We start from the raw sequence: 19,518 nt of genomic DNA, 5'->3' as shown, positions 1-19,518 counted from the left end.
AAATATTTGACAATGATTAGTATTGAAAAATATTAAAAATGAAGTTAGCGACATAAAAATTAAATAATTCGCAAGCTATGATTGCTATGGATCACACTATAGCAGGAGCAGCTTCTGGAGAGACCGTGGGGGAATCCCCCGGCGCCGAAGGGTTCACAATCTCAGGCAAAAGGACAGAAGAGTACTAGATAATTCATTTGTTATTCTGATCATCGTCAGAATAAATAAATGTATTTTATTTATTATTCTTATACCTAAGAGATTGGAGCGTATCCAATCTCTTTTTTGTTATCATTTTCACTTGTTATTTTTTTCACATAAGGGGGAGTTCGAAATGGCAGCACAAGAATTAAAGAGAGATTTAGAGAATCGACATGTTCAGCTCATTGCGATTGGTGGAACCATCGGTACCGGATTATTTTTAGGATCTGGAAAAGCTATACAGCTGGCAGGACCATCGATCATTTTTGCTTATTTAATCGTGGGTATCGCTATTTTCTTTGTGATGAGGGCATTGGGAGAACTTCTGTTGTCAAAAGCAGGTTATCAATCTTTTACAGACATTGCCGAAGACTATCTTGGACCGCGGGCGGCGTTTGTAACTGGATGGACCTATTGGTTTTGCTGGATCATGACGGCTATGGCCGATATTATAGCTGTTGGGGTCTATGTACAATATTGGTTTGATATCCCGCAATGGATACCCGCAGTCATTTGTTTAATTATTTTATTAGGACTCAATTTATTAACTGTAAAAAGCTTTGGCGAATTGGAATTTTGGTTTGCTTTAATTAAGGTAATCACTATTCTCGCGTTAATTGCCATAGGGGTAGTTTTACTGGTGATTGGATTCAAAACAACTACCGGAACGGTTGCGCTCAGTAATATTTGGGCACATGGGGGAGTATTTCCAAACGGGATTTCCGGGTTCTTACTTTCATTTCAAATGGTTGTGTTTGCTTTTGTGGGTGTGGAATTGGTGGGGGTATCAGCAGCGGAAACATCCAATCCAGAAAAAACTATCCCATCGGCGATTAATAAAATACCTTTGCGAATTCTATTTTTCTACGTGGGTGCTATTATTGCCTTATTATGCATCAACGCTTGGACAGAACTAAACCCGGCAGAAAGTCCTTTTGTTAAAACATTTAGTTTAGTGGGGATTCCGATTGCCGCGGGGGTTATTAATTTCGTTGTATTAACTTCAGCTGCTTCCGCTTGTAACAGCGGGATGTTCTCAACAAGCCGGATTCTATACAATCTAAGCAGAAATGACCAGGCTCCAGCCAACTTTGCAAAGCTTAATAAAAATCATGTGCCAAGTAATGCTTTATTCATATCCACGCTTGTCTTATCTGTAGGGGCTTTGTTGAGTAAGCTGATTCCGGAGACGGCCTTTGGCATCGTGACAACGATTAGTGCCATTTGTTTCATCTGGGTTTGGGGCGTCGTTCTAATTTGCCATTTGCGATATAAAAAGACGAAGCCGGAATTGCAGGCCAAATCAAAATTCAAGGCACCGTTCACACCTTTTGTGAATTATGTTGTTCTAGCCTTGTTTGCAATCATACTCATAATTATGCTGTTTGCTGATGAAACTCGTCCGGCATTATTGTTGACGCCTTTATGGTTTATTTTATTATTTGTTTTGTATTCGATAAATAGAAGAAAGAGGGAAAGAGATAATAAAATAATCAGGACCGAAACACCTCTCTAGTTTATGAGGAAAGCTTTAACCGGCGCAGAAGCCGTGGTTATATTCAACCGCGACTGGGCAGGGAGCCCTTGCCGGTTTCAAGCGTTCCTACATGGACGTTTGCTTAAAGAATATGCAAAGTTAAACAGAAAACCGGAAGATACTGTTAAAATGGTATCTCCCGGTTTTTTAATTTTTTACAAACTATAATATCATCGAGTTTACAGTTTTTTTCAGTTATTGTTTATTACTATTTCAACTGATATAATTCTTATTTCGACAATAAGTTTACAAGTAAGATAACTATCGTAATGGTAAAATCAATTTAAAAGTGGTGAATTCATGAGAGAGTTCTACAGTCGGGTGAATCGAAAAACCTATTACATATTAATGTTAATGATCATCGTTCTTATGATGTTTGGATTGATACTATCTACCCTAGAGTTAGATGGGATTGATTTTGGTTATATCATTCATTTTTTATGTGTGGCGTTTCTAACGGTTTGTTTATGGATTTACCCTAAGCATGAGACACATACTTTTAGAAAGATTATCATTCTATTTGGATTTGCGTATTTTTATACGCTATTCTTTTTATATCCTCAAACATGGACTACCTATATCCTCATTTGTCTTATTCCTGCACTGTCTATTCTATTTTTTGATTTAAAATTGTTCTATTTTTCCTTCATTATAAATGGGGTACTAATGGTAATTACATTTGGCTATATCCTCTTGATTGATAGAGGGGATTTATATACATATTTACATTATGATATGCTAGGCAATTTCATTAATATAATAGCGGTTCAAGTGTTATTATTTTTCATTTTTCAAATATCATTTAAACGGATGAAAAAACAGCAGCTTTATTATGAACAATTACAGCAATCTGAGCGTTTAAAGATGGTTGGACAATTAACAGCTGCCGTTGCGCACGAAATTAGAAATCCAGTGACAGTGGTTAGAGGTTTTTTGCAGTTTTTTGATGAGGATCCTTCATTTGATGATCCTATGAAAAGAAAATTTAAATTAATGATTGATGAATTAAACACAGTAGAACAGATTATCTCGCAATTTCTAACCCTTTCAAAGCCAAATGGAGAGCAAAAATTAGAAAAAGTAGATGTGAAGGATGTACTTGAAAGTGTTACAGGATTGCTCCATTCCTACGCAATGTTATCTGATAATCAAATCGTTACCTACGTAGAAGAAGATTGCATGATTTCTATTAATAAAATTGAATTTAAGCAGCTGCTTATTAATATAATAAAAAATGCTTTAGAGGCTTCGGAAGTTGGTAAATCTGTCTCTATTATGGCGAATAGGAACAATAATTTTATTGAGATAACAATCATCGATGAAGGAAGCGGGATGTCAGAAGCAGAGGTTAAGTCGCTAGGCACTCCTTTTTATTCATTAAAAAGTAATGGAACAGGTTTAGGATTAATGATTTGCTTTAATATCGTAGAAAAATACGGCGGGGAAATTTATTATAGTAGCTCTGAAGGTAAGGGGACAACAGCTACTATCCGCTTTTTAGCTATAAATGATCAGTAATACGGAACCTTCTTTCAATTGAACAAAGGGGATTACCTCAAGCCTTCGGCGGAGAGGTAATCCCCTTTTCCTAGATATATATGTTTATGTTTGCTGCGTTAACGATTATTTTAGAGGGATTTTGATCTCCAGTTGCTTGTTATAATTTTTAACTACATTGCCTTTGGCATCTAATTTATAAGCCCCGGTGTTGCCTTTTTCAAATACGGCTTGATAAGGTCTGATAACTAGATATTCAGCGGCTGAGCGAGGTGCTTCGAACAATAAATCTTCAGAAACCGTATTTTGAGTTGCTGCAATAGAATCTCTTGCAATAGATTCTAATTTATTGCCCAGATTATCATAAATGTCATATCCTAAAGCCTGGCCTTGGGTGGCAACCCCTTTAACCGCTAAAGCGATACGCACAGAAGTCTCTCCCGCAGCAACACGGGTGGTTTTGATTTCAAATTGGTTGTCATTCTTTATAGCAGGCAGCTGAATATTACGCACTAATCCTGCTTGCTTGAGGGAAAATTTAAGTACATACGGGTTTTCGATTCCGTTAAGCTTCACATAGATACTCAATTCAGAGGAAGCCAGGCTTGCCTTTTGTTGCTCGGTTAGCCATCCGGTCTGCAATACAACAACCGCCTTGTTGGCATCTCCGTCACTGATCCAGCGTGGTGTTTTTAAATCGATGCCTCCTGGTTGAGCGAGCTTGGCGTCTATTCCCACAATAGTACCTTCTGCAAGATAGGGTTCGCCTTTATCATTTAAGGTTACTCCTGCGAGCATTCCTGAAAATAGCGATCCCTCACGGCTCAGGTCGATCTTAATATAATTACCGTCAAACTGTGCACTGCCCTTTAAAGTAAGCTGATCGTGTGAATCGGCCACTTTTGTTGTATTCAGGGAAGCTTCAACAGCGGGTTGGGCACTGGATGCTTGAGTTAAAGCTGGCACTCCCAACGCTCCTAGGCATACAGCAGCACTTAAAATTACAGACATCTTCTTAGTCATTTTTTTCATGATATTATCAAGCTCCTTAATTTTTATTTAACTAGCACGTTTATCTCTAGACCGTCAATATAATGCTTCACTGGGTTTCCAGAACTGTCTGTTTTAAATGCTCCATTCTTACTTTGTGGGTTCTCAAACTCATAAAGATAGCCACGGATTGTGAGCATATTAGGGTGTTTCTCAAATGGCTCAGTAAGCAAATCGACATTAAGTGACCTATTGGAAGTCGAGAGGACTTTCTGCGAAATATCTTTCAGCACCTGTCCTTGTTGATCCTTTACTTCAAAGCCCACTAAACTCAATGCTGTATGATCTTCGTCTGTATCCTGTTCCAGCATGAGCGACAGGCGTGTCGTTAATGGACTATATTCCAGCTTTTTCAGGATCAAACTCCATCCTCCAACTTGTGCGCGTATATCAGGTGTGGAAATTTTATTAATCGTAGCCTTCCGCGCAGGAATTTGGAGAACAAACGGTTCATCAATACCGTTTAAGTCAAGGGTTACGGTCAATACAAATCGATCAGGAAAACGTTTGTTGGAGATCCCCGAATTCGAGGAATCCACTAGTCTAAAAATAGCTGTGTTGCTTTCAGCACCTTCTATCCAGCTTAGAAACGGCATAGCTTTCCAGAGACCTTCTGAAAATTGCTCCAGGGAAGCCCCGTCGATCAATACTTCTGCAGAGGTTATCGCACCTTCCGCTAGAAAAGGCTTCCCATCCGCTCCAATCGTTACTCCGGCTAGCTTACCTTCCAGTTCTTCTCCCTCACGCTTCACCGAGAATGCCAACCGGCTGCCATCAAATACAGCCTCTTCGGCAGACAAGGTGATCCCTTCATGCGTATCACTGCTGTTTAGACGGGAAGTCAGTCCCAGACGCTGGGCCGCTTGTAATCCTATATCATCTGCCCGTTCAAAAATACCACCTATCAAGGGAAGCTGCTTGAGCGCATTGGCCAACGTAGGCGGATAGATAGCCGTTAGCATAACACTTAACAATATCGCCGCAGTCACAGCAGCTGTGATTTTTGGATAAATCCGCTTTTTCTTTTCCTTTTCCACAGGATCCTGGACAATGGTGGCCAGCGATGCATAAATCGAATCCTGCCGTGATCGTAGTAAAGGAGGAAGCTCCTGTATATTAGCTTTCCCTAGCTCCCTGATCTGCTTCTCTAAATTGTTATTATTCATTAGCAAGACCCTCCTCCGGCACAGGATGTATCTGTTTGGACAACAATCTCCGTGCGCGATGGAGTCGTGCCCTGACCGCTCCCTCGGAGATGTCGAGCACATCTGCAATCTGCTTAATGGATAAATCGTCATAATAAAAAAGCACGATAGCAAGCCGCAGGGATTCGTCCAACTGATTAATGAAGCTTTGCAGGTCTACGTTGCCTGAATCTTCAAAATGTACATAGGAAACGACCGGTTCCTCGGGAATTTCCGCCACAGCTATAGTTCGTTCTCGCATACGAAGTAACTGATTGCATTCATTAATCAGGATGCGTATAACCCAGGTTTTGAAAAACTTAGGCTGCTTAAGGTTGGCCAACCCTTTATACACCTTCAGTGTTGTTTCCTGAAGAGCATCCGCGCAATCTTCATCTTTTAGCAGAATGGTTTTGGCTAATCTGTACAACTGGGATTCCAGTTGCCTGAAAAGACGGGTAAACGCCTCGTGGTCGCCTTTCTGCGCTTTTTTGATATCCAGTTCGTTTTCCTGCAAATGATTTTTCCTCCTTGAGGGCCCTCTGTATAATTAGATGGAGAAGACATACAAAAAGTTATATTTAGGATAAAATTCATTCTCCTGGACAAATCACTTACCTCGGTAGTGGTATAAAGTCCGTGCAATTCATTGTTTTTGGCAAGGGGAGTTTCGAGTGGATAAACTGAAAAAAATCCAGAATTACCACCTTAACTGAAAAGAAGTAGTGGGGTAATCCTGAATTAAAAAGTGTATACATATACCTTGGTACGCAGTGTGTCCGTGCATGTTATGGTACGGACAGGCTGCATGCCTGGAAGGGCAAAACAAATGCTAATAACCACCGCACCCGGCAGTAGCTCACGCTTGAACTTTTCCGCCAGCCGTTTCATCGCTCCGGGAAATAAGTAACAAAGAACAATATCCGCATGCTCGTAAGAACTGCTATAAATATCCCCACGTACATAACGGAGCCTTCCGTGGAGCAGATTCTGGCCTTTGGCTGCTCGCAGCATACGTGTGCCGAACCTAGTAAGCAACTGGGATGTCCATAAGGGAATACTGGAATTTTCAATGCCTGTCAGCCTTTTGCCTGGACATTGGCGAATAACATCCATGCCAAGTGTTCCCCAACCCGATCCCGCCTCCACAATGCTGCTATATCCCGGAATCCGATTCACCTCAACGGCAACAGCCGAGCGTACAGATTTTGACGTAGGCATCGGCGATATCCCGTTCCTCCAGCTCACCAGCACAATCGACACCATGGATAACAAGACCACGAAGGCGATGAGCCAAGCGATGGCTTGAATCACAATCAATACGATCATTCCTTCTTCATCTGCTAGAAGTTGGCTTCAAATTCTCTTACTTTCTCCCAGCATTTCGTTTATCAACTTGATATTTATAAAGATCCTGAATTTCCTTGCTTTCAATATCTTGACCTACATAAAAAATCAGAGTGGGATCATTTACTGGATGGGCATAAGAAAGGTAAGTGCGATGTATAAAATCAAAATCCATCTTACCCAGCTGGAAATCGATTTGATATTTATCTTCTAAATAGATTTCAAATTGCTTTTTTAAAGCCAGAGACTTCCACGGAAGTCCAAAGAATAAAAAGTAGACTCCTATAAGAAATATCAAAAAAATTAAGAGGAAAAGCGACTTTTTACTGAGAATGGTATGTTTTATAATTCATAACCCTCCCTAGCGTTTATTCTACATGAACTTTGCTGGAAATATCAAAATCAACCTCTTCAAGAAATTCAATAACTTCTCCATTGGGACTGTGAATGATCGCGTTTTTTATTAGAAGAGGCGGTTCGCCCAGAGACAGAGAGTCCGGTGCTATAAAAGCTTTTGCCCCATGTGCCAGGGCTTTTTGATACATCTCCTCTACATTATCTACATAGAAGGCAAGATGTAATAACGCTCCGTGCGCTATATCTTCATCAGACAAGGCTTTTTTTCCTTGAGCGGCGATGACTGCATCATTATCAAAAATCTCAATGCAGGTTCTGCGGTCAGGTGAAATCAGCATGGAGGCTTCTTTGATCTGAAAGGATGGCAGACTCCAATGATGACCTAGCTTAAATCCTAAAACGTCAATATAGAAAGAAATAGTTGCTTTATAGTCTTTGGCTTGAATCGCTACATGTGCAAGGCCTTTTACACTCATTTATAATCGCTCCCAACTTTAATATATATTTATTATAGTTGTATTAAAATATGAGATATATATATAAGATAAGTGTTTTGTAGTAATATGGTTATTAAATTTAAGGTATTTTAGTGGAATCAGTTTATTTTATAAAATGAGTTTAGGAGGCGCTTGCTATGGAACAACTTATAGATGACATTGATAAAAAGATTATGCAATTACTTCAGTACAATGCCCGAATGTCCATTTCACAAATCAGCAAAGAGGTTTCGATGTCACAACCCTCTGTTAAAGAACGAATGATCAAACTGGAGGAAAGGAATATCATTTCTGGGTATCATACAGCTTTTAATCTACGAGATCTGGATCGGGGCACAACTACGTTTATTCTATTAAAAACAGAACATTGCCAAGAGATTACGGATTTTTGCAAAAATGCTATGGAAGTTACCGATTTATATCGGATTAGCGGTGAATATAATTATCTCATAAAGGTGCAAACCGCGTCGATTGAGGAGTTAGCTGAATTCCAAGACAACCTTATAAAGTTTGGACCTTCAAAATCTCATATCAGTCTGAAAAATATATTGGAAAACAGGGTGTTGCTCTAAAGCCCATTTTCCAAACACAATATCTAGTAACCGCTTTCATTCCATTGTAGAATGGATGAAAACAACGTTAGCATTGACTCGGATACAAGGGAGCATGGGTATGGAGAGGTTTTTATTTAGTAAAAAGTATATTCCGTTCACCTATAAGATGATGATACCGTACCTCATTCTAGTATTGCTGACAGATGTATTGGTGGGTTATATAGCTTATACGATGCTCGTAGAGTCCAGAACGGAAATGGCGGAAACGAATGTCCGGACAGCTTTGAAGCAGACGAGGAACAATATCGAATATCAGACAGATGAAATCAAACGAATGACTAACTCGCTGTTTCTCAATACGAATTTTCAGAATGCTCTGCAGTTTAGGGGAGATGCATTGGAAAACATGCTCAAAATGAGGGATGACATCGTTCCTTATATGAAAGCCCCTCTGCAATTGTATGGGAACAATCTGAGACTTGTGCTTTATACCGCGAATGAGACGATGCTTGAAATCCCCGGTGATGATATGTCTGTACCTATCGGTAGAAGCGATTATTATATTCTTTCTGATCAGGTTATTGAAAATAAGGAATGGTTCAAGTCGATCGTTGCCAATAACAAAGACAGCTTGTGGCTTCAGGCGGACAGCGACAGTGAACTAAGCAATATTTCGTATTTCCGCAAGCTGGTTTCTTCCAAGGGAGGCCCGTCGATTATTGGTTATATTCGCGTCACGGCGAGAATTGACGAGCTTTTTGGCAATTTCGATACCTTTCCAATTGAACAGGGCATAGACCTTCGCCTAGTGGATAGGGTTAGTGGATTAACGCTTTATGAACAAGGTATTGTCGATGAACATGCGAAGCAAGATGCTTATCTGATCATTAGTGAAGATATTCCGTTGTCTGACTATGCTATCGAGGTACGGGTGCCGCGTGCATACTTAAATAAAGATGCTAGCCGAATGCAGAAGGTGATCACCACGGTTTGTTTAATCAGCTTTTTAGTCATGGCGGTGATCGGCTTCCTCGTTGCCCGCATATCAGGCAAAAAAATTAAGCGAATCGTATATTTGGTCCGGTCGTTTCAGGAAGGGAATTTTTATAAAAGAATTGGGTTTGCCGGGAACGATGAATTTGTCTACATTGCTAATAGTTTTAATCAGATGGCGACTAGCATCCAGGACTTGATCCAGAACGTCTATGAGCAAGGTATTCAGAAAAAGCAAGCAGAACTGGATGTGCTTCAAGCTCAGATCAGTCCGCACTTTTTGTACAATACATTGTCGACCATTGGCAGCTTGGCCAATTTGGGCGAAGTTGAGAAGGTTACACAGATGGTACAAGGTCTTTCTAAATTCTATCGCCTCACCTTGAATGAAGGACATGTCTATATCTCTCTTGAAAAAGAGCTGGAGCAGGTAAGGATGTACCTTGAAATTCAGAGGGTAAAGTATGCCGATGCTTTTGAGGTTTATTATGATATTGATCCTGATATTTTACAGGTTCCCATCATCAAGCTGATTTTGCAGCCATTTGTAGAAAATATATTCAAGCATGCTTGGTTTGGGGAGACGATTGCGATCCGGATTACCGGAAAACGGCTGGGTGAACGCATCGAGCTTAAGGTTATCGATAACGGAATTGGTATGCGGGCGGACACACTGCGAAATATGCGTTCGAGCTCATTCCATTCGAGCAGCTATGGACTGAGAAACGTGGAGGAACGAATCAAGCTGAGATACGGCAATGATTTCGGCATTCATATCGGCAGTTACTTTGGGGCAGGAACGACCGTTCAAATTATCTTACCGGTGGATAATGCGGAAATCCGGGAAGTTATGGGGGAGTAAATAGTATGGCGATGGAGATCAACGTTCTGCTGGTGGATGATGAAGTGATCGATTTGGAATGGCTGAGACGGCGGGTGGCGGGCAGTGATCATTTGCCTTTGCATAGCGTGAGAACGGCAACGAGCGGTTTTTCCGCTTTAAAAATGATGGAGCAGCACCGCGTTGATATCATTCTCTCCGATATCCGCATGCCGATTATGTCAGGTGTGGAATTTGCCCGGAAAGCGAAGGAGATTAACCCTGAGGTCCATCTGCTTTTTATTAGCGGACATCAGGATTTCAACTATGCCAAAGAGGCGATTCAATTAAATGCCTCCGGTTATTTGCTTAAACCCGTCGATGATGACGAGTTGAATAAGACGCTGACTGAACTCTGCGCCAAGATTGAGAAGGAGAGGAAGCAGCATATTTCCTTGTCGGAAACACTGACGCTTGTGAATCAGGAGCTGCTGCTGCGCTGGTTTAACGAGACTGCCCCGGGGCAGGTCGAGACGCACATTCACAACGTTCTCACGTCATACTTACAAGGCGCGTCGGCGGTCGCCATCGTCGAGATCGACGATATGGCACGGAAAATCCAAACTTGGACGGAAGAAGAGCGGAGTTTATGGAGCAGCACCGCCAATCAGTTTATCCGGAAGTTCGCGCAAGATCAAAATTTAGGCATGGTCATCACAACCTATGACTATCATTTTGTGATCCTAGCTGCGGTTCAGGAACAATATTTTACCGCTTTGATGGAAGAGCTCATTCGGTCATTCTATCAGGAGTTCTCCTGTTCAATTACGATTGGAAGAGGGATGTACACAACAGAACTGGGTAAGCTGCATGATTCCTATCGGCAAGCTCAGGCTGCTTTAAGTATTAAATGGATTGTTGGGAAAAACAGAATCATCCAAGATGCTTCGGAATGGAGCCCGAAGGAAAAAATCGCCTCAGATTTAGAGGTTATTGTGGACCGGATGCTTAAAGCGATGCTCGACTACGACCTTACCACCATTGATGATTGTTTGCTGAAGCTGTTTGCCGGGGACAGTCCGCTCTCCCAGAAAAACGACATCTACGATATCATTATTCGAATTACCTCCAAGCTTCATGCCGATCTGCAGCAAATGAACGAGCATCTATACGAGATTTTAAATTGGGATTCGCATCATCCCTTTGTGCTGTTTCAGTTCGAAACGGTGCATGATATTCTCTCGTGGCTGAGAAGAAGGTTCTTTGAGTTGTCGGAGCTGCTTTATTTGAAACGGCAAAGACAAAAGCGGAAGTTAATTGATGAAATCACGGAATATGTGAAAGAAAGATTAGATCAAAAAATAACGCTGAACGAAGTGGCCGCCCACTTCGATTTTACGCCTAACTATCTGGGTCATTTGTTCAAGGTTGAAACCAACAGTTTATTCAGCGATTTTTTAAGTGAATTACGGATGAAACGGGTATGCGAGCTGCTCGAAGATCCGACTAAGAAAGTGTATGAGATTGCGGAACAAGCCGGATATAAAAATATTATTTATTTTAACAGACAGTTCAAGCAATACATGGGCATGTCGCCCGGCGAGTACCGGAAGAAAAATAAAATCTAACAAAACAGCGGTGAAATGAAAACCCGGCGATGATTTTTCTGTTATTGGAGAATCGCTGCCGGGTGTTTTTGGTTTATCCGCTAACCTTTTTTTGTCGAATCGTTGAATTAGTATTATGTTTAGTTGTTTCGCTGAATTATCTAAGCGTCTTCGCCCTTTTATAATGAGAGATATAGAGAAGAGAGGGGTGCAAAGATGAAAGGGCATACATTTTGGAGCGATTTGAAAAATTACAGGGTTCTCTTGCTGATGCTGGCTCCGGCGGTTGCTTTTTTCCTTCTGTTTGCCTACGTCCCGATGGCGGGTATTATTATTGCCTTCAAGCATTACGATTACGCGGGCGGTATTTTTGGAAGTGCCTGGAACGGACTCGACAACTTCCGCTTTTTCTTTGAATCAGGCGATGCTTGGCGGGTAACACGAAATACAGCACTATATAACATTGCGTTTATCGTCGTCAATAACAGTTTGCAAATTTTTGCAGCGATTATGTTGTTTGAGGTCGGTGGTAAATGGTTCCGCAAAATCACACAATCGGCGTTGTTCCTGCCTTACTTTATCTCATGGGTCGTTGTCGGAGCGATTGCTTATAACCTGCTCAATTATGATATTGGCACCGTGAATGCTTTGCTCAGAGGTATCGGACTCCAGCCTGTCGATATTTATAATACACCTTCCTATTGGCCGTATATCCTGGTTATAGTTTCTGCATGGAAAAGTCTCGGATACGGAACGGTAATGTACTTGGCTGCGATTACGGGGATAGATACAGAAATGTATGAAGCGGCCGAAATTGATGGGGCTAATATTTTTCAGCGAATTATGAAAGTAACCATTCCAAATTTGTATCCGACGATTATTATTCTGGTGCTGCTGGCGGTCGGAAATATTTTCCGTGGTGATTTCGGGATGTTCTATAATATGATCGGCAACAACGGCTTGCTGTTCTCCTCGACAGACGTTATCGACACTTTCGTATTTAGGTCACTGATTACTTCGAATGATATCGGCATGTCAGCTGCAGCTGGTGTTTTCCAGTCCGTTCTTGGCTTTGCGACGATCATGTCAGTGAACTATGCTGTCCGTAAATACGACAAAGACCGCGCTCTGTTCTAATCGTATCAGGAGTTAAGTCTTTCATAATGGAGGTAACGATATGAAGCAGCTCGATCGTAAAATATTTTCAGGTATTGGTTATGTGTCCCTGATTTTTCTCTCAGTTTTATGTATTTTCCCTTTTATACTTGTCGTATCTTCATCCTTTACGGAAGAAACCAAAATCCTAACGGATGGTTATCAATTTATACCGACGGCCTTCTCAACCGAGGCCTACAGCATTTTGTTTAAGTATCCCGAACAGATGATTCAAGCCTATATAGTGACAATAGGGGTTACTATACTCGGCACGGTGCTTGGCTTGTTTCTGACTTCGATGACTGCTTATGCGCTATCCCGAAAAGATTTTAAGTGGCGCAATAAATTTTCATTCTTCTTTTTCTTTACGACTTTGTTCAGCGGCGGTTTAGTTCCGTGGTATCTGCTTATGGTCAACTACCTGCATATGAAGGATACGCTGATGGCCTTAGTGGTTCCGATGATGCTCAATGTCTTTTATATCATTGTTATGAAGTCTTTTATGGGCAGCATTCCGGAAGCGATTGTAGAATCAGCAAAAATTGACGGTGCAGGCGACTTTAAGATCTATGCTCGTCTAATCCTGCCGCTGTCCAAGCCGGCGTTAGCTACCATTGGATTGTTTCTAGCACTAGCCTACTGGAATGACTGGTACAATGCATTGCTGTTTGTATCGAATGAAAACTTGATGCCGCTTCAATATTATTTGTATAAAATGCTAGGCAATATGGATGGCATGCGCAAAGCGATGATGGGTGCAGGGGCAGTCGTAACGACATCGATCCCAACCGAGAGTTTGAAAATGGCGATGACAGTTGTGGCCACTGGCCCGATTTTGCTGGCTTATCCATTCGTGCAGAGGTATTTTGTCCAAGGTTTGACGATTGGTGCTGTGAAAGGATGAACCCGGGGACACTCGGTTTATCAATATAATTAAACACAAGGGGGAAGGCTTGAGATGCTGAAGAGAAATAGATTGATAATGCTAGCGCTCGTTTTAACCTTCGTAATGATTCTAAGTGCATGTGGTGGTGGAAACAACAATGCTAATACTTCTGCACAGGCTACAAATAATGCGTCAGAGGGGGGAAGCGACACTACGAACACCTCAGAACCTGCAACTACCTCAGACACCCTTGATACCTCAAAAGAAGTGAAGCTGAAAATGATTTTTGTTGGCCCTAAACCGATAGACTATGATAGCGTTTTTGCTGAGATTAATAAAAAGCTGAAAGAAAAAATTAATGCTACTGTAGAGGGCGAGTTCCTGGATTGGTCGGACTGGGCGCAAAAATATCCGTTGAAGCTGGCAGCAAATGAAGATTTTGACCTCATCTATTCGGCAAACTGGGCTGGCTACAATGACCAGGCGTTGAAAGGCGGATTCCTGGAATTGACTGATGAGCTGCTTACCAAATATATGCCGCAGACTTTAGCAGCCATGTCTGATGTGAGCTGGGATCAGGCTAAAGTAAACGGCAAACTGTACATGGTTCCACAAAACAGAGGGGAATCCGTTGAAAAACTGATTTTGTACCGTGAGGATTTGCGTAAGAAATACAATCTTCCTGAGATCAACAGCCCAGAAGCGTATGCCACTTACTTGAAAACCATAGCGCAAAACGAAAAAGGAATTACACCGTTCACTCCGGAAACAGGAGACTGGAAATTTCATAATTTGGACCGTGTATTGCTGAAGCAGCAAAACGAATGGAATATGTTTGATCTCGACCTTCCGTTTGCTTTCAAATTGACGGATGAAAAAGGGCAAGTATTTAACGTATATGAAACCCAAGAGTTTAAAGATCTACTCGTATATTACAAAGATCTTGCTGATAACAATGCATGGTCGAAAAACGTCCTTAACAGTAAAAATGATCATCAGGCCGATTTTAAAGCAGGCAAAACAGCATCGATTACACACAACAACGGAACACTTGGAGCACTTATGGCTTTGATGCGCCAAGAGAATTCCCCTTATGAAGTAGCTTTGGCTGACATCAACCAAGGCAAGAAGAAATCAGTGGCAATTTCAACACAAAACGGTACTTCGATCCACGCTACTTCCAGAAATGTGGAACGCTCCTTGATGTTCCTCGATCTGATGCAAAATGATAAAGAACTGCACGACCTGATGATGTACGGCCTTAGCGGTGTACATTACGAAGCGGTTGGCGATGACAAATATAAAGCACTTGAAAAGAATCCGAACTTTATGGGCTTCTCTAACTGGAACTTCAACTCGCCACTTAACCGTGACAATGAAGCATTCCCGCAAGAAGCAAACGATCTGGCTAAAGGCTGGGAAGCAAATGTCTATCACTACGCGCTTGAAACCTTTGTATTCGATAACAGCAAAGTGAAAACGGAAATTGCCAACATTGGTAACGTAATGCTCCGTTATGCGATTCCGCTCGAATACGGCGTAATTAAAGATATCGATAAAGGTCTTGAAGATCTGAACAAGCAACTGAAGTCCGCTGGCATTGATAAAATCCAAACCGAACTGCAAACTCAAATTGATGCTTTTTTGGCAAACAAATAAGATAAGGAATAAGGGAGACCTAACAGTCATCAAATGGCTGTTAGGTCTCCCTGTTTAATTGAACTCATCCGCGGGTGAAGTCGCTATCGGACACAGCGGACCCCACAGTCGCTGAAAATCAGTAAACTCAGGAGAACGGATACTCTTTGTCAAAAGGAATAAAAAAGAAGAACCGGCATGAGCTGCCGGTTCTTCTTAATATATAATTTGCGCACAACGAAATAACGTGATAATATGAGAAGACCACTGTTAATTCGCGTATTTTAGACAGATTTATTACATCTTATTTATACATTAATAATACCATGCGGATTAGCAGTTTGTCAAATTTGTATTTTTGCTTCTTGATAACAACCTTGAAAAGGAGCGTGTTAGTAAAAATGTTAAACGAAAAAGATTGGCAGCGAGAACAGGAACGGCTAGATTTGGTCACGGAAGAATTGCAATCAAAGATTGGCGAGCTGGAACCGGAAGTGACAGGATTACGTGAACAGGTAACGGACATCCGCAAGCGGTTTTGGGAGGAAGTTACGGTCAATACGAGCACACATGAGGATTTCGAGGAGACCTTTTACAGTATAAAACAGCAAGAAGCGTTGTTGTCTGAACGGGAGCGTAGTCACCGCCAACGGATGCAGCGTTATAAGAACATGAAATGGCTGCTGCCGTCGCCCTATTTTGGACGAATGGACTTTCAAGAAGATGGGTTGAACTCCAGTGAGCAAATCTATGTCGGGGTGACGTCTTTCATCGATGCAGAAGGTGTGAATTTTCTGGTATATGACTGGCGGACACCTATTGCAAGTATGTATTATGACCATTCGCCAGGCCCCGCCTCTTACGATACACCGGGAGGACAAATCTCGGGAACGATGATGCTGAAGCGGCAATACCAGATCCGTCAGGGTCAGCTTCAGAACGTGTTCGATACGAGCTTAACGATCGGTGATGAATTACTTCAGCAGGTGCTTGGTAAGGGTGCGGATTCACAAATGAAGAGCATCGTGGCGACTATTCAGAAGGAACAGAATGCTATTATCCGCAACGATAGTAGTCGTATGCTCATTGTGCAGGGGGCTGCGGGCAGTGGGAAAACATCCGCAGCGCTGCAACGGGTAGCCTATTTGCTATATAAACACCGCGATAGGCTCAAGGCGGATCAGATTGTTCTTTTTTCGCCTAACCCGATGTTTAACAGTTATGTATCCACGGTGCTTCCCGAGCTTGGCGAAGAGAATATGCAGCAAACTACCTTTCAGGAGTATATTGATTATTGGCTTGGATCTACGCTTCGTCTAGAGGACCCGTTCGAGCAGATTGAATATGTACTGACGTCCAAAGCTTCTCCAGAGTATGAAGCGCGGCTAACTGGCATGCAGTATAAAGCTTCAGAAGCTTTTCTGCATGCTCTGCAAAACTATGCGTTGTGGTTAGGGAAGGAAGGGATGTTGTTTCATAGTATCCGCTTTCGGGATCGCGAGTTGATTACTGCGGAGCAGATGGAATCGCAATTTTACAGCTATGATAGCTCCATTCGTTTGGCTAATCGCATCGTTTTATTGCGTGAATGGCTACTGCGTCAGTTGGCTTCGCTGGAGCGTCAGGAACAGGAGGCATTCTGGGTTCAAGATGAACTCGATTACCTCGATACCGATCAGTATGCCGAAGCCTACAGTGAGATACTTAAGAAATATCGGCGGGAGGAAGCCGTCTTTGATTTTACGACTCAGTATCTTGAGAACTATGGGGATTTTCCTAATCAGGATCAAGGGGAAGAGAACGTTTTTGACTTTGGTCTGCAGGAAGAAGAACTGCTGCGCCGCATGATTGTGAAGGAGCACTTTAAACCGCTGAGACGCGATGTCAAACGGTTCAAGTTCATAGATACGATTGGGTTATACGATCAGTTGTTTATTGATGAAACCATCTATCGGAGAATGACAAACGAGACTGAGTTGCCTGCTCAGTGGCAGGGGATCTGTAAGCAAACGAAGGAAAAGCTGAGCCGCGATGAACTCTTTTGCGAGGATGCGACTCCATTCCTGTATTTAAAAGAACTTGTCGAGGGGACTCGTATGAACACAGAGGTGCGGCATCTGTTTATCGATGAAGGCCAGGATTATTCGCCGTTCCAATACGCGTTTCTCAAACAGCTGTTTCCCCGCGCGCGCATGACTGTGCTCGGCGATTTCGGCCAAGCGATTTTCCCGCAAGCAACGAATTTGCACGAGGTGGATTCGCCTTTGATCCGGCTTTATGGGGAAGATGAAACGAGCCTGATCCGTCTAATTCGAAGTTATCGATCAACTCGTCAGATTGTGGAGTTTACGAAGGCGTTGCTGCCTAAGGAGGAGATCGTACCTTTTGAAAGAGAGGGTGAGAAGCCGTTCCTAGTGAAGGCGAGTAGCGACGTAGAGCGGGCGATAAGAATTAAAGAGGATCTCGCGGCGCTGATGGCTGAAGGGCTCGACTCTATTGCCGTTATTACCAAGACTGCAGCTGAAAGCCGTGCGGCCTATGAAGAATTAAAGAAACAAGGATGCGAAGCTCTGCGGCTTATTACGAAGGAGACGCTCACTTTTGAGAAGGGCATTTTAGTAATTCCCGCTTATCTCGCAAAAGGGGTTGAATTCGACGCCGTACTGATTTATGATGCTTCCACACAGACGTATGATCGGGAAAGCGAACGCAAGCTTTTTTATACAGCCTGTACGCGTGCGATGCATCGGCTTCTGCTGTACACAACGGGTGATTGGTCACACTTTATTCAGCGGTTAGAGGTATCTTTATATGAGGTCGTGCAATGAGATTGGAGAGATAAATGAAAAGCATATTGTATAAGTATATGAGTAAATTTACATCTCTTAACGAAATGGAACAGCAGGATATTGTTGAAGGTATTCCTATTGAGGAATACAAGAAGGGAACGGTACTCCTTAGACAAGGAGACGTTCCCTCAAAATGTTTTTTTGTGTTAAAGGGATGTGTGAGGCAGTCCTCGGTAGATGAATCGGGCAAAGAAGTCACATCTAATTTTTATACGGAAGAGCAAGCGGTTTCGATTTTTAATCGGCATCAAGAGAGTAGACCCTCAGCGTACACCTTAACCTGCCTAGAAGACAGCATATTGGTGGTTGGTGATCTTAATGCGGAACAGGATATGCTCCATAAACACGCTCAGCTGGAAACCATGATACGCAAAATGGTAGAGGAAAACCTGGGTGAGGTTCAGGATGAGTTGACTTCCTTTATTGCTTCCAATCCTGAAGAACGTTACAAAGCCTTGTTACAAAAAAGACCTCATTTACTTACCCGTGTCCCCCAACATCAACTAGCCAGTTATTTGGGGATTACGCCAGAGTCATTAAGTAGAATTAAGAAGCGGGTTCATTCCGGTGATGAATAGCAAAATCGTTATACACTTTTGGGGATTTTTCCACCTCTAAGCAGTAGCCATATCCCAAAGCCTAGTTCTCCTACAATCATAGGAATAGTAAAAATAAAATTAAGTGTTGTAATGACTGCCTCATATTGTGTGAGAAACATTTTGCTTAGATGAATGATAATATAGCCTATTGAAGCAAGCAGCAGCAGGATGCTGATTACTTTAGGAATGACATCGGATTTTAAAGCCACATAGCCCACTATTAACAAATGCCCGCCAAAAACGACTAACCCCATAGACCAAATGAATTGAAATGCATCCAGAAATAACATCATAAATGCTTGAGTTTGTTCGATTGTTAATGTGGAAAAGCCATTTGTGTTTCCCGTGAACAGCAGCACAAATATCAAGGTTAAGATAGAGATTGCCAATATAGCGGAATAGGTTAAACGGAGCCATGCGCCGAGTAATGAAAGATTTTGGTTGACGGGTTCTAGAAACATATAAAACGCCCAGGCGACCAGAATGTCAGCAATCATAATGATGATCCAGCCCAAGATTTCCCCTTTGAAAAGGTTGTTGGAAGATACGATGTTAATAAATGTGGCACTGGCATCGCCTTGCACAACAAGAGTCCCATGGACAAAGCCATATGAAAAAAATGAAGCAATGGTCATGATGATCAGTGATATTCCAGCTGTTAAAGCGGACTTGCGCTGATTCGACAGGTCTTTTTCTGAGATAGCCATAAGATAGCCTCCTAAAGGACTTTTATTTCATTGTAATTAG

At 42.1% G+C, this 19,518-nt stretch carries 16 protein-coding genes and 1 riboswitch; of the genes, 10 read left to right on the top strand and 6 right to left on the bottom strand.

Translation table 11 applies throughout. The features are described 5' to 3' along the window. The first annotated feature begins 104 nt into the window (after positions 1–104). A riboswitch (glycine riboswitch) is annotated at positions 105–187 on the top strand. A gap of 147 nt (positions 188–334) precedes the next feature. Together NYE35_RS30555 and NYE35_RS30550 are read left to right on the top strand one after the other, a co-directional pair. After that, positions 335–1,717, top strand: coding sequence for an amino acid permease (locus NYE35_RS30555; protein ID WP_036682353.1), 1,383 nt, complete (start codon positions 335–337; stop codon positions 1,715–1,717). Between the two features lie 321 nt (positions 1,718–2,038). Then, positions 2,039–3,256, top strand: a complete 1,218-nt coding sequence (locus tag NYE35_RS30550; protein WP_076143910.1) for a sensor histidine kinase — start codon at positions 2,039–2,041, stop codon at positions 3,254–3,256. Between the two features lie 105 nt (positions 3,257–3,361). Here NYE35_RS30550 and NYE35_RS30545 read toward each other — a convergent pair whose 3' ends face one another. The 5 genes from NYE35_RS30545 to NYE35_RS30525 all read right to left on the bottom strand — a co-directional run bounded on the left by NYE35_RS30545 (position 3,362) and on the right by NYE35_RS30525 (position 7,649). After that, complete coding sequence (locus NYE35_RS30545; RefSeq protein WP_341122383.1) at positions 3,362–4,267, bottom strand: DUF5643 domain-containing protein; 906 nt, start codon at positions 4,265–4,267, stop codon at positions 3,362–3,364. 23 nt (positions 4,268–4,290) lie between these two features. Then, the gene (locus NYE35_RS30540; protein WP_341122381.1) at positions 4,291–5,451 is read right to left on the bottom strand and encodes a DUF4179 domain-containing protein; all 1,161 of its coding nucleotides are present in this window, start codon (positions 5,449–5,451) and stop codon (positions 4,291–4,293) included. Beyond that, positions 5,444–5,986 carry a sigma-70 family RNA polymerase sigma factor gene (locus NYE35_RS30535; protein WP_341122380.1) on the bottom strand — a complete coding sequence of 181 codons (543 nt, stop codon included), beginning with the start codon at positions 5,984–5,986 and terminating at the stop codon, positions 5,444–5,446. The genes NYE35_RS30540 and NYE35_RS30535 overlap by 8 nt, the downstream gene beginning before the upstream one ends. A gap of 224 nt (positions 5,987–6,210) precedes the next feature. Next, positions 6,211–6,798 carry a class I SAM-dependent methyltransferase gene (locus NYE35_RS30530; RefSeq protein ID WP_341122379.1) on the bottom strand — a complete coding sequence of 196 codons (588 nt, stop codon included), beginning with the start codon at positions 6,796–6,798 and terminating at the stop codon, positions 6,211–6,213. Between the two features lie 386 nt (positions 6,799–7,184). Continuing rightward, entirely contained in the window at positions 7,185–7,649 is a 465-nt protein-coding gene (locus NYE35_RS30525) for a VOC family protein (RefSeq protein WP_038573867.1), read from the bottom strand. A 158-nt stretch (positions 7,650–7,807) separates the two neighbouring features. On the opposite strand from NYE35_RS30525, the gene NYE35_RS30520 reads away from it, so the two are divergent. The 8 genes from NYE35_RS30520 to NYE35_RS30485 all read left to right on the top strand — a co-directional run bounded on the left by NYE35_RS30520 (position 7,808) and on the right by NYE35_RS30485 (position 18,750). Further along, the gene (locus NYE35_RS30520) at positions 7,808–8,242 is read left to right on the top strand and encodes an Lrp/AsnC family transcriptional regulator (protein WP_038573865.1); all 435 of its coding nucleotides are present in this window, start codon (positions 7,808–7,810) and stop codon (positions 8,240–8,242) included. Positions 8,243–8,342: 100 nt separating this feature from the next. After that, complete coding sequence (locus NYE35_RS30515) at positions 8,343–10,079, top strand: sensor histidine kinase (protein WP_038573863.1); 1,737 nt, start codon at positions 8,343–8,345, stop codon at positions 10,077–10,079. A 5-nt stretch (positions 10,080–10,084) separates the two neighbouring features. Then, positions 10,085–11,665 (top strand): response regulator, encoded by a 1,581-nt coding sequence (locus NYE35_RS30510; protein WP_341122378.1) that lies wholly within the window; start codon positions 10,085–10,087, stop codon positions 11,663–11,665. A 195-nt stretch (positions 11,666–11,860) separates the two neighbouring features. Next, the gene (locus NYE35_RS30505) at positions 11,861–12,781 is read left to right on the top strand and encodes an ABC transporter permease (protein ID WP_036682339.1); all 921 of its coding nucleotides are present in this window, start codon (positions 11,861–11,863) and stop codon (positions 12,779–12,781) included. A 40-nt stretch (positions 12,782–12,821) separates the two neighbouring features. After that, positions 12,822–13,703, top strand: coding sequence for a carbohydrate ABC transporter permease (locus tag NYE35_RS30500; RefSeq protein WP_036682338.1), 882 nt, complete (start codon positions 12,822–12,824; stop codon positions 13,701–13,703). Between the two features lie 54 nt (positions 13,704–13,757). Continuing rightward, positions 13,758–15,344, top strand: a complete 1,587-nt coding sequence (locus tag NYE35_RS30495; RefSeq protein WP_036682336.1) for an ABC transporter substrate-binding protein — start codon at positions 13,758–13,760, stop codon at positions 15,342–15,344. Between the two features lie 380 nt (positions 15,345–15,724). Next, the gene (gene helD, locus NYE35_RS30490) at positions 15,725–18,151 is read left to right on the top strand and encodes an RNA polymerase recycling motor HelD (protein ID WP_341122376.1); all 2,427 of its coding nucleotides are present in this window, start codon (positions 15,725–15,727) and stop codon (positions 18,149–18,151) included. Positions 18,152–18,165: 14 nt separating this feature from the next. Further along, on the top strand, positions 18,166–18,750 hold the full coding sequence (locus NYE35_RS30485; protein WP_036682333.1) for a Crp/Fnr family transcriptional regulator: 585 nt from the start codon (positions 18,166–18,168) through the stop codon (positions 18,748–18,750). 8 nt (positions 18,751–18,758) lie between these two features. Here NYE35_RS30485 and NYE35_RS30480 read toward each other — a convergent pair whose 3' ends face one another. After that, positions 18,759–19,478, bottom strand: a complete 720-nt coding sequence (locus NYE35_RS30480; RefSeq protein WP_076099759.1) for a DUF4386 domain-containing protein — start codon at positions 19,476–19,478, stop codon at positions 18,759–18,761. Between the last annotated feature and the right edge of the window lie 40 nt (positions 19,479–19,518).

Origin of the sequence: Paenibacillus sp. FSL L8-0494, assembly GCF_038003695.1 — a bacterium.
In the GTDB taxonomy this organism is placed as follows: Bacteria; Bacillota; Bacilli; order Paenibacillales; family Paenibacillaceae; genus Paenibacillus_AQ; species Paenibacillus_AQ odorifer.
This window is presented reverse-complemented; position numbering and strand designations above follow the sequence as displayed.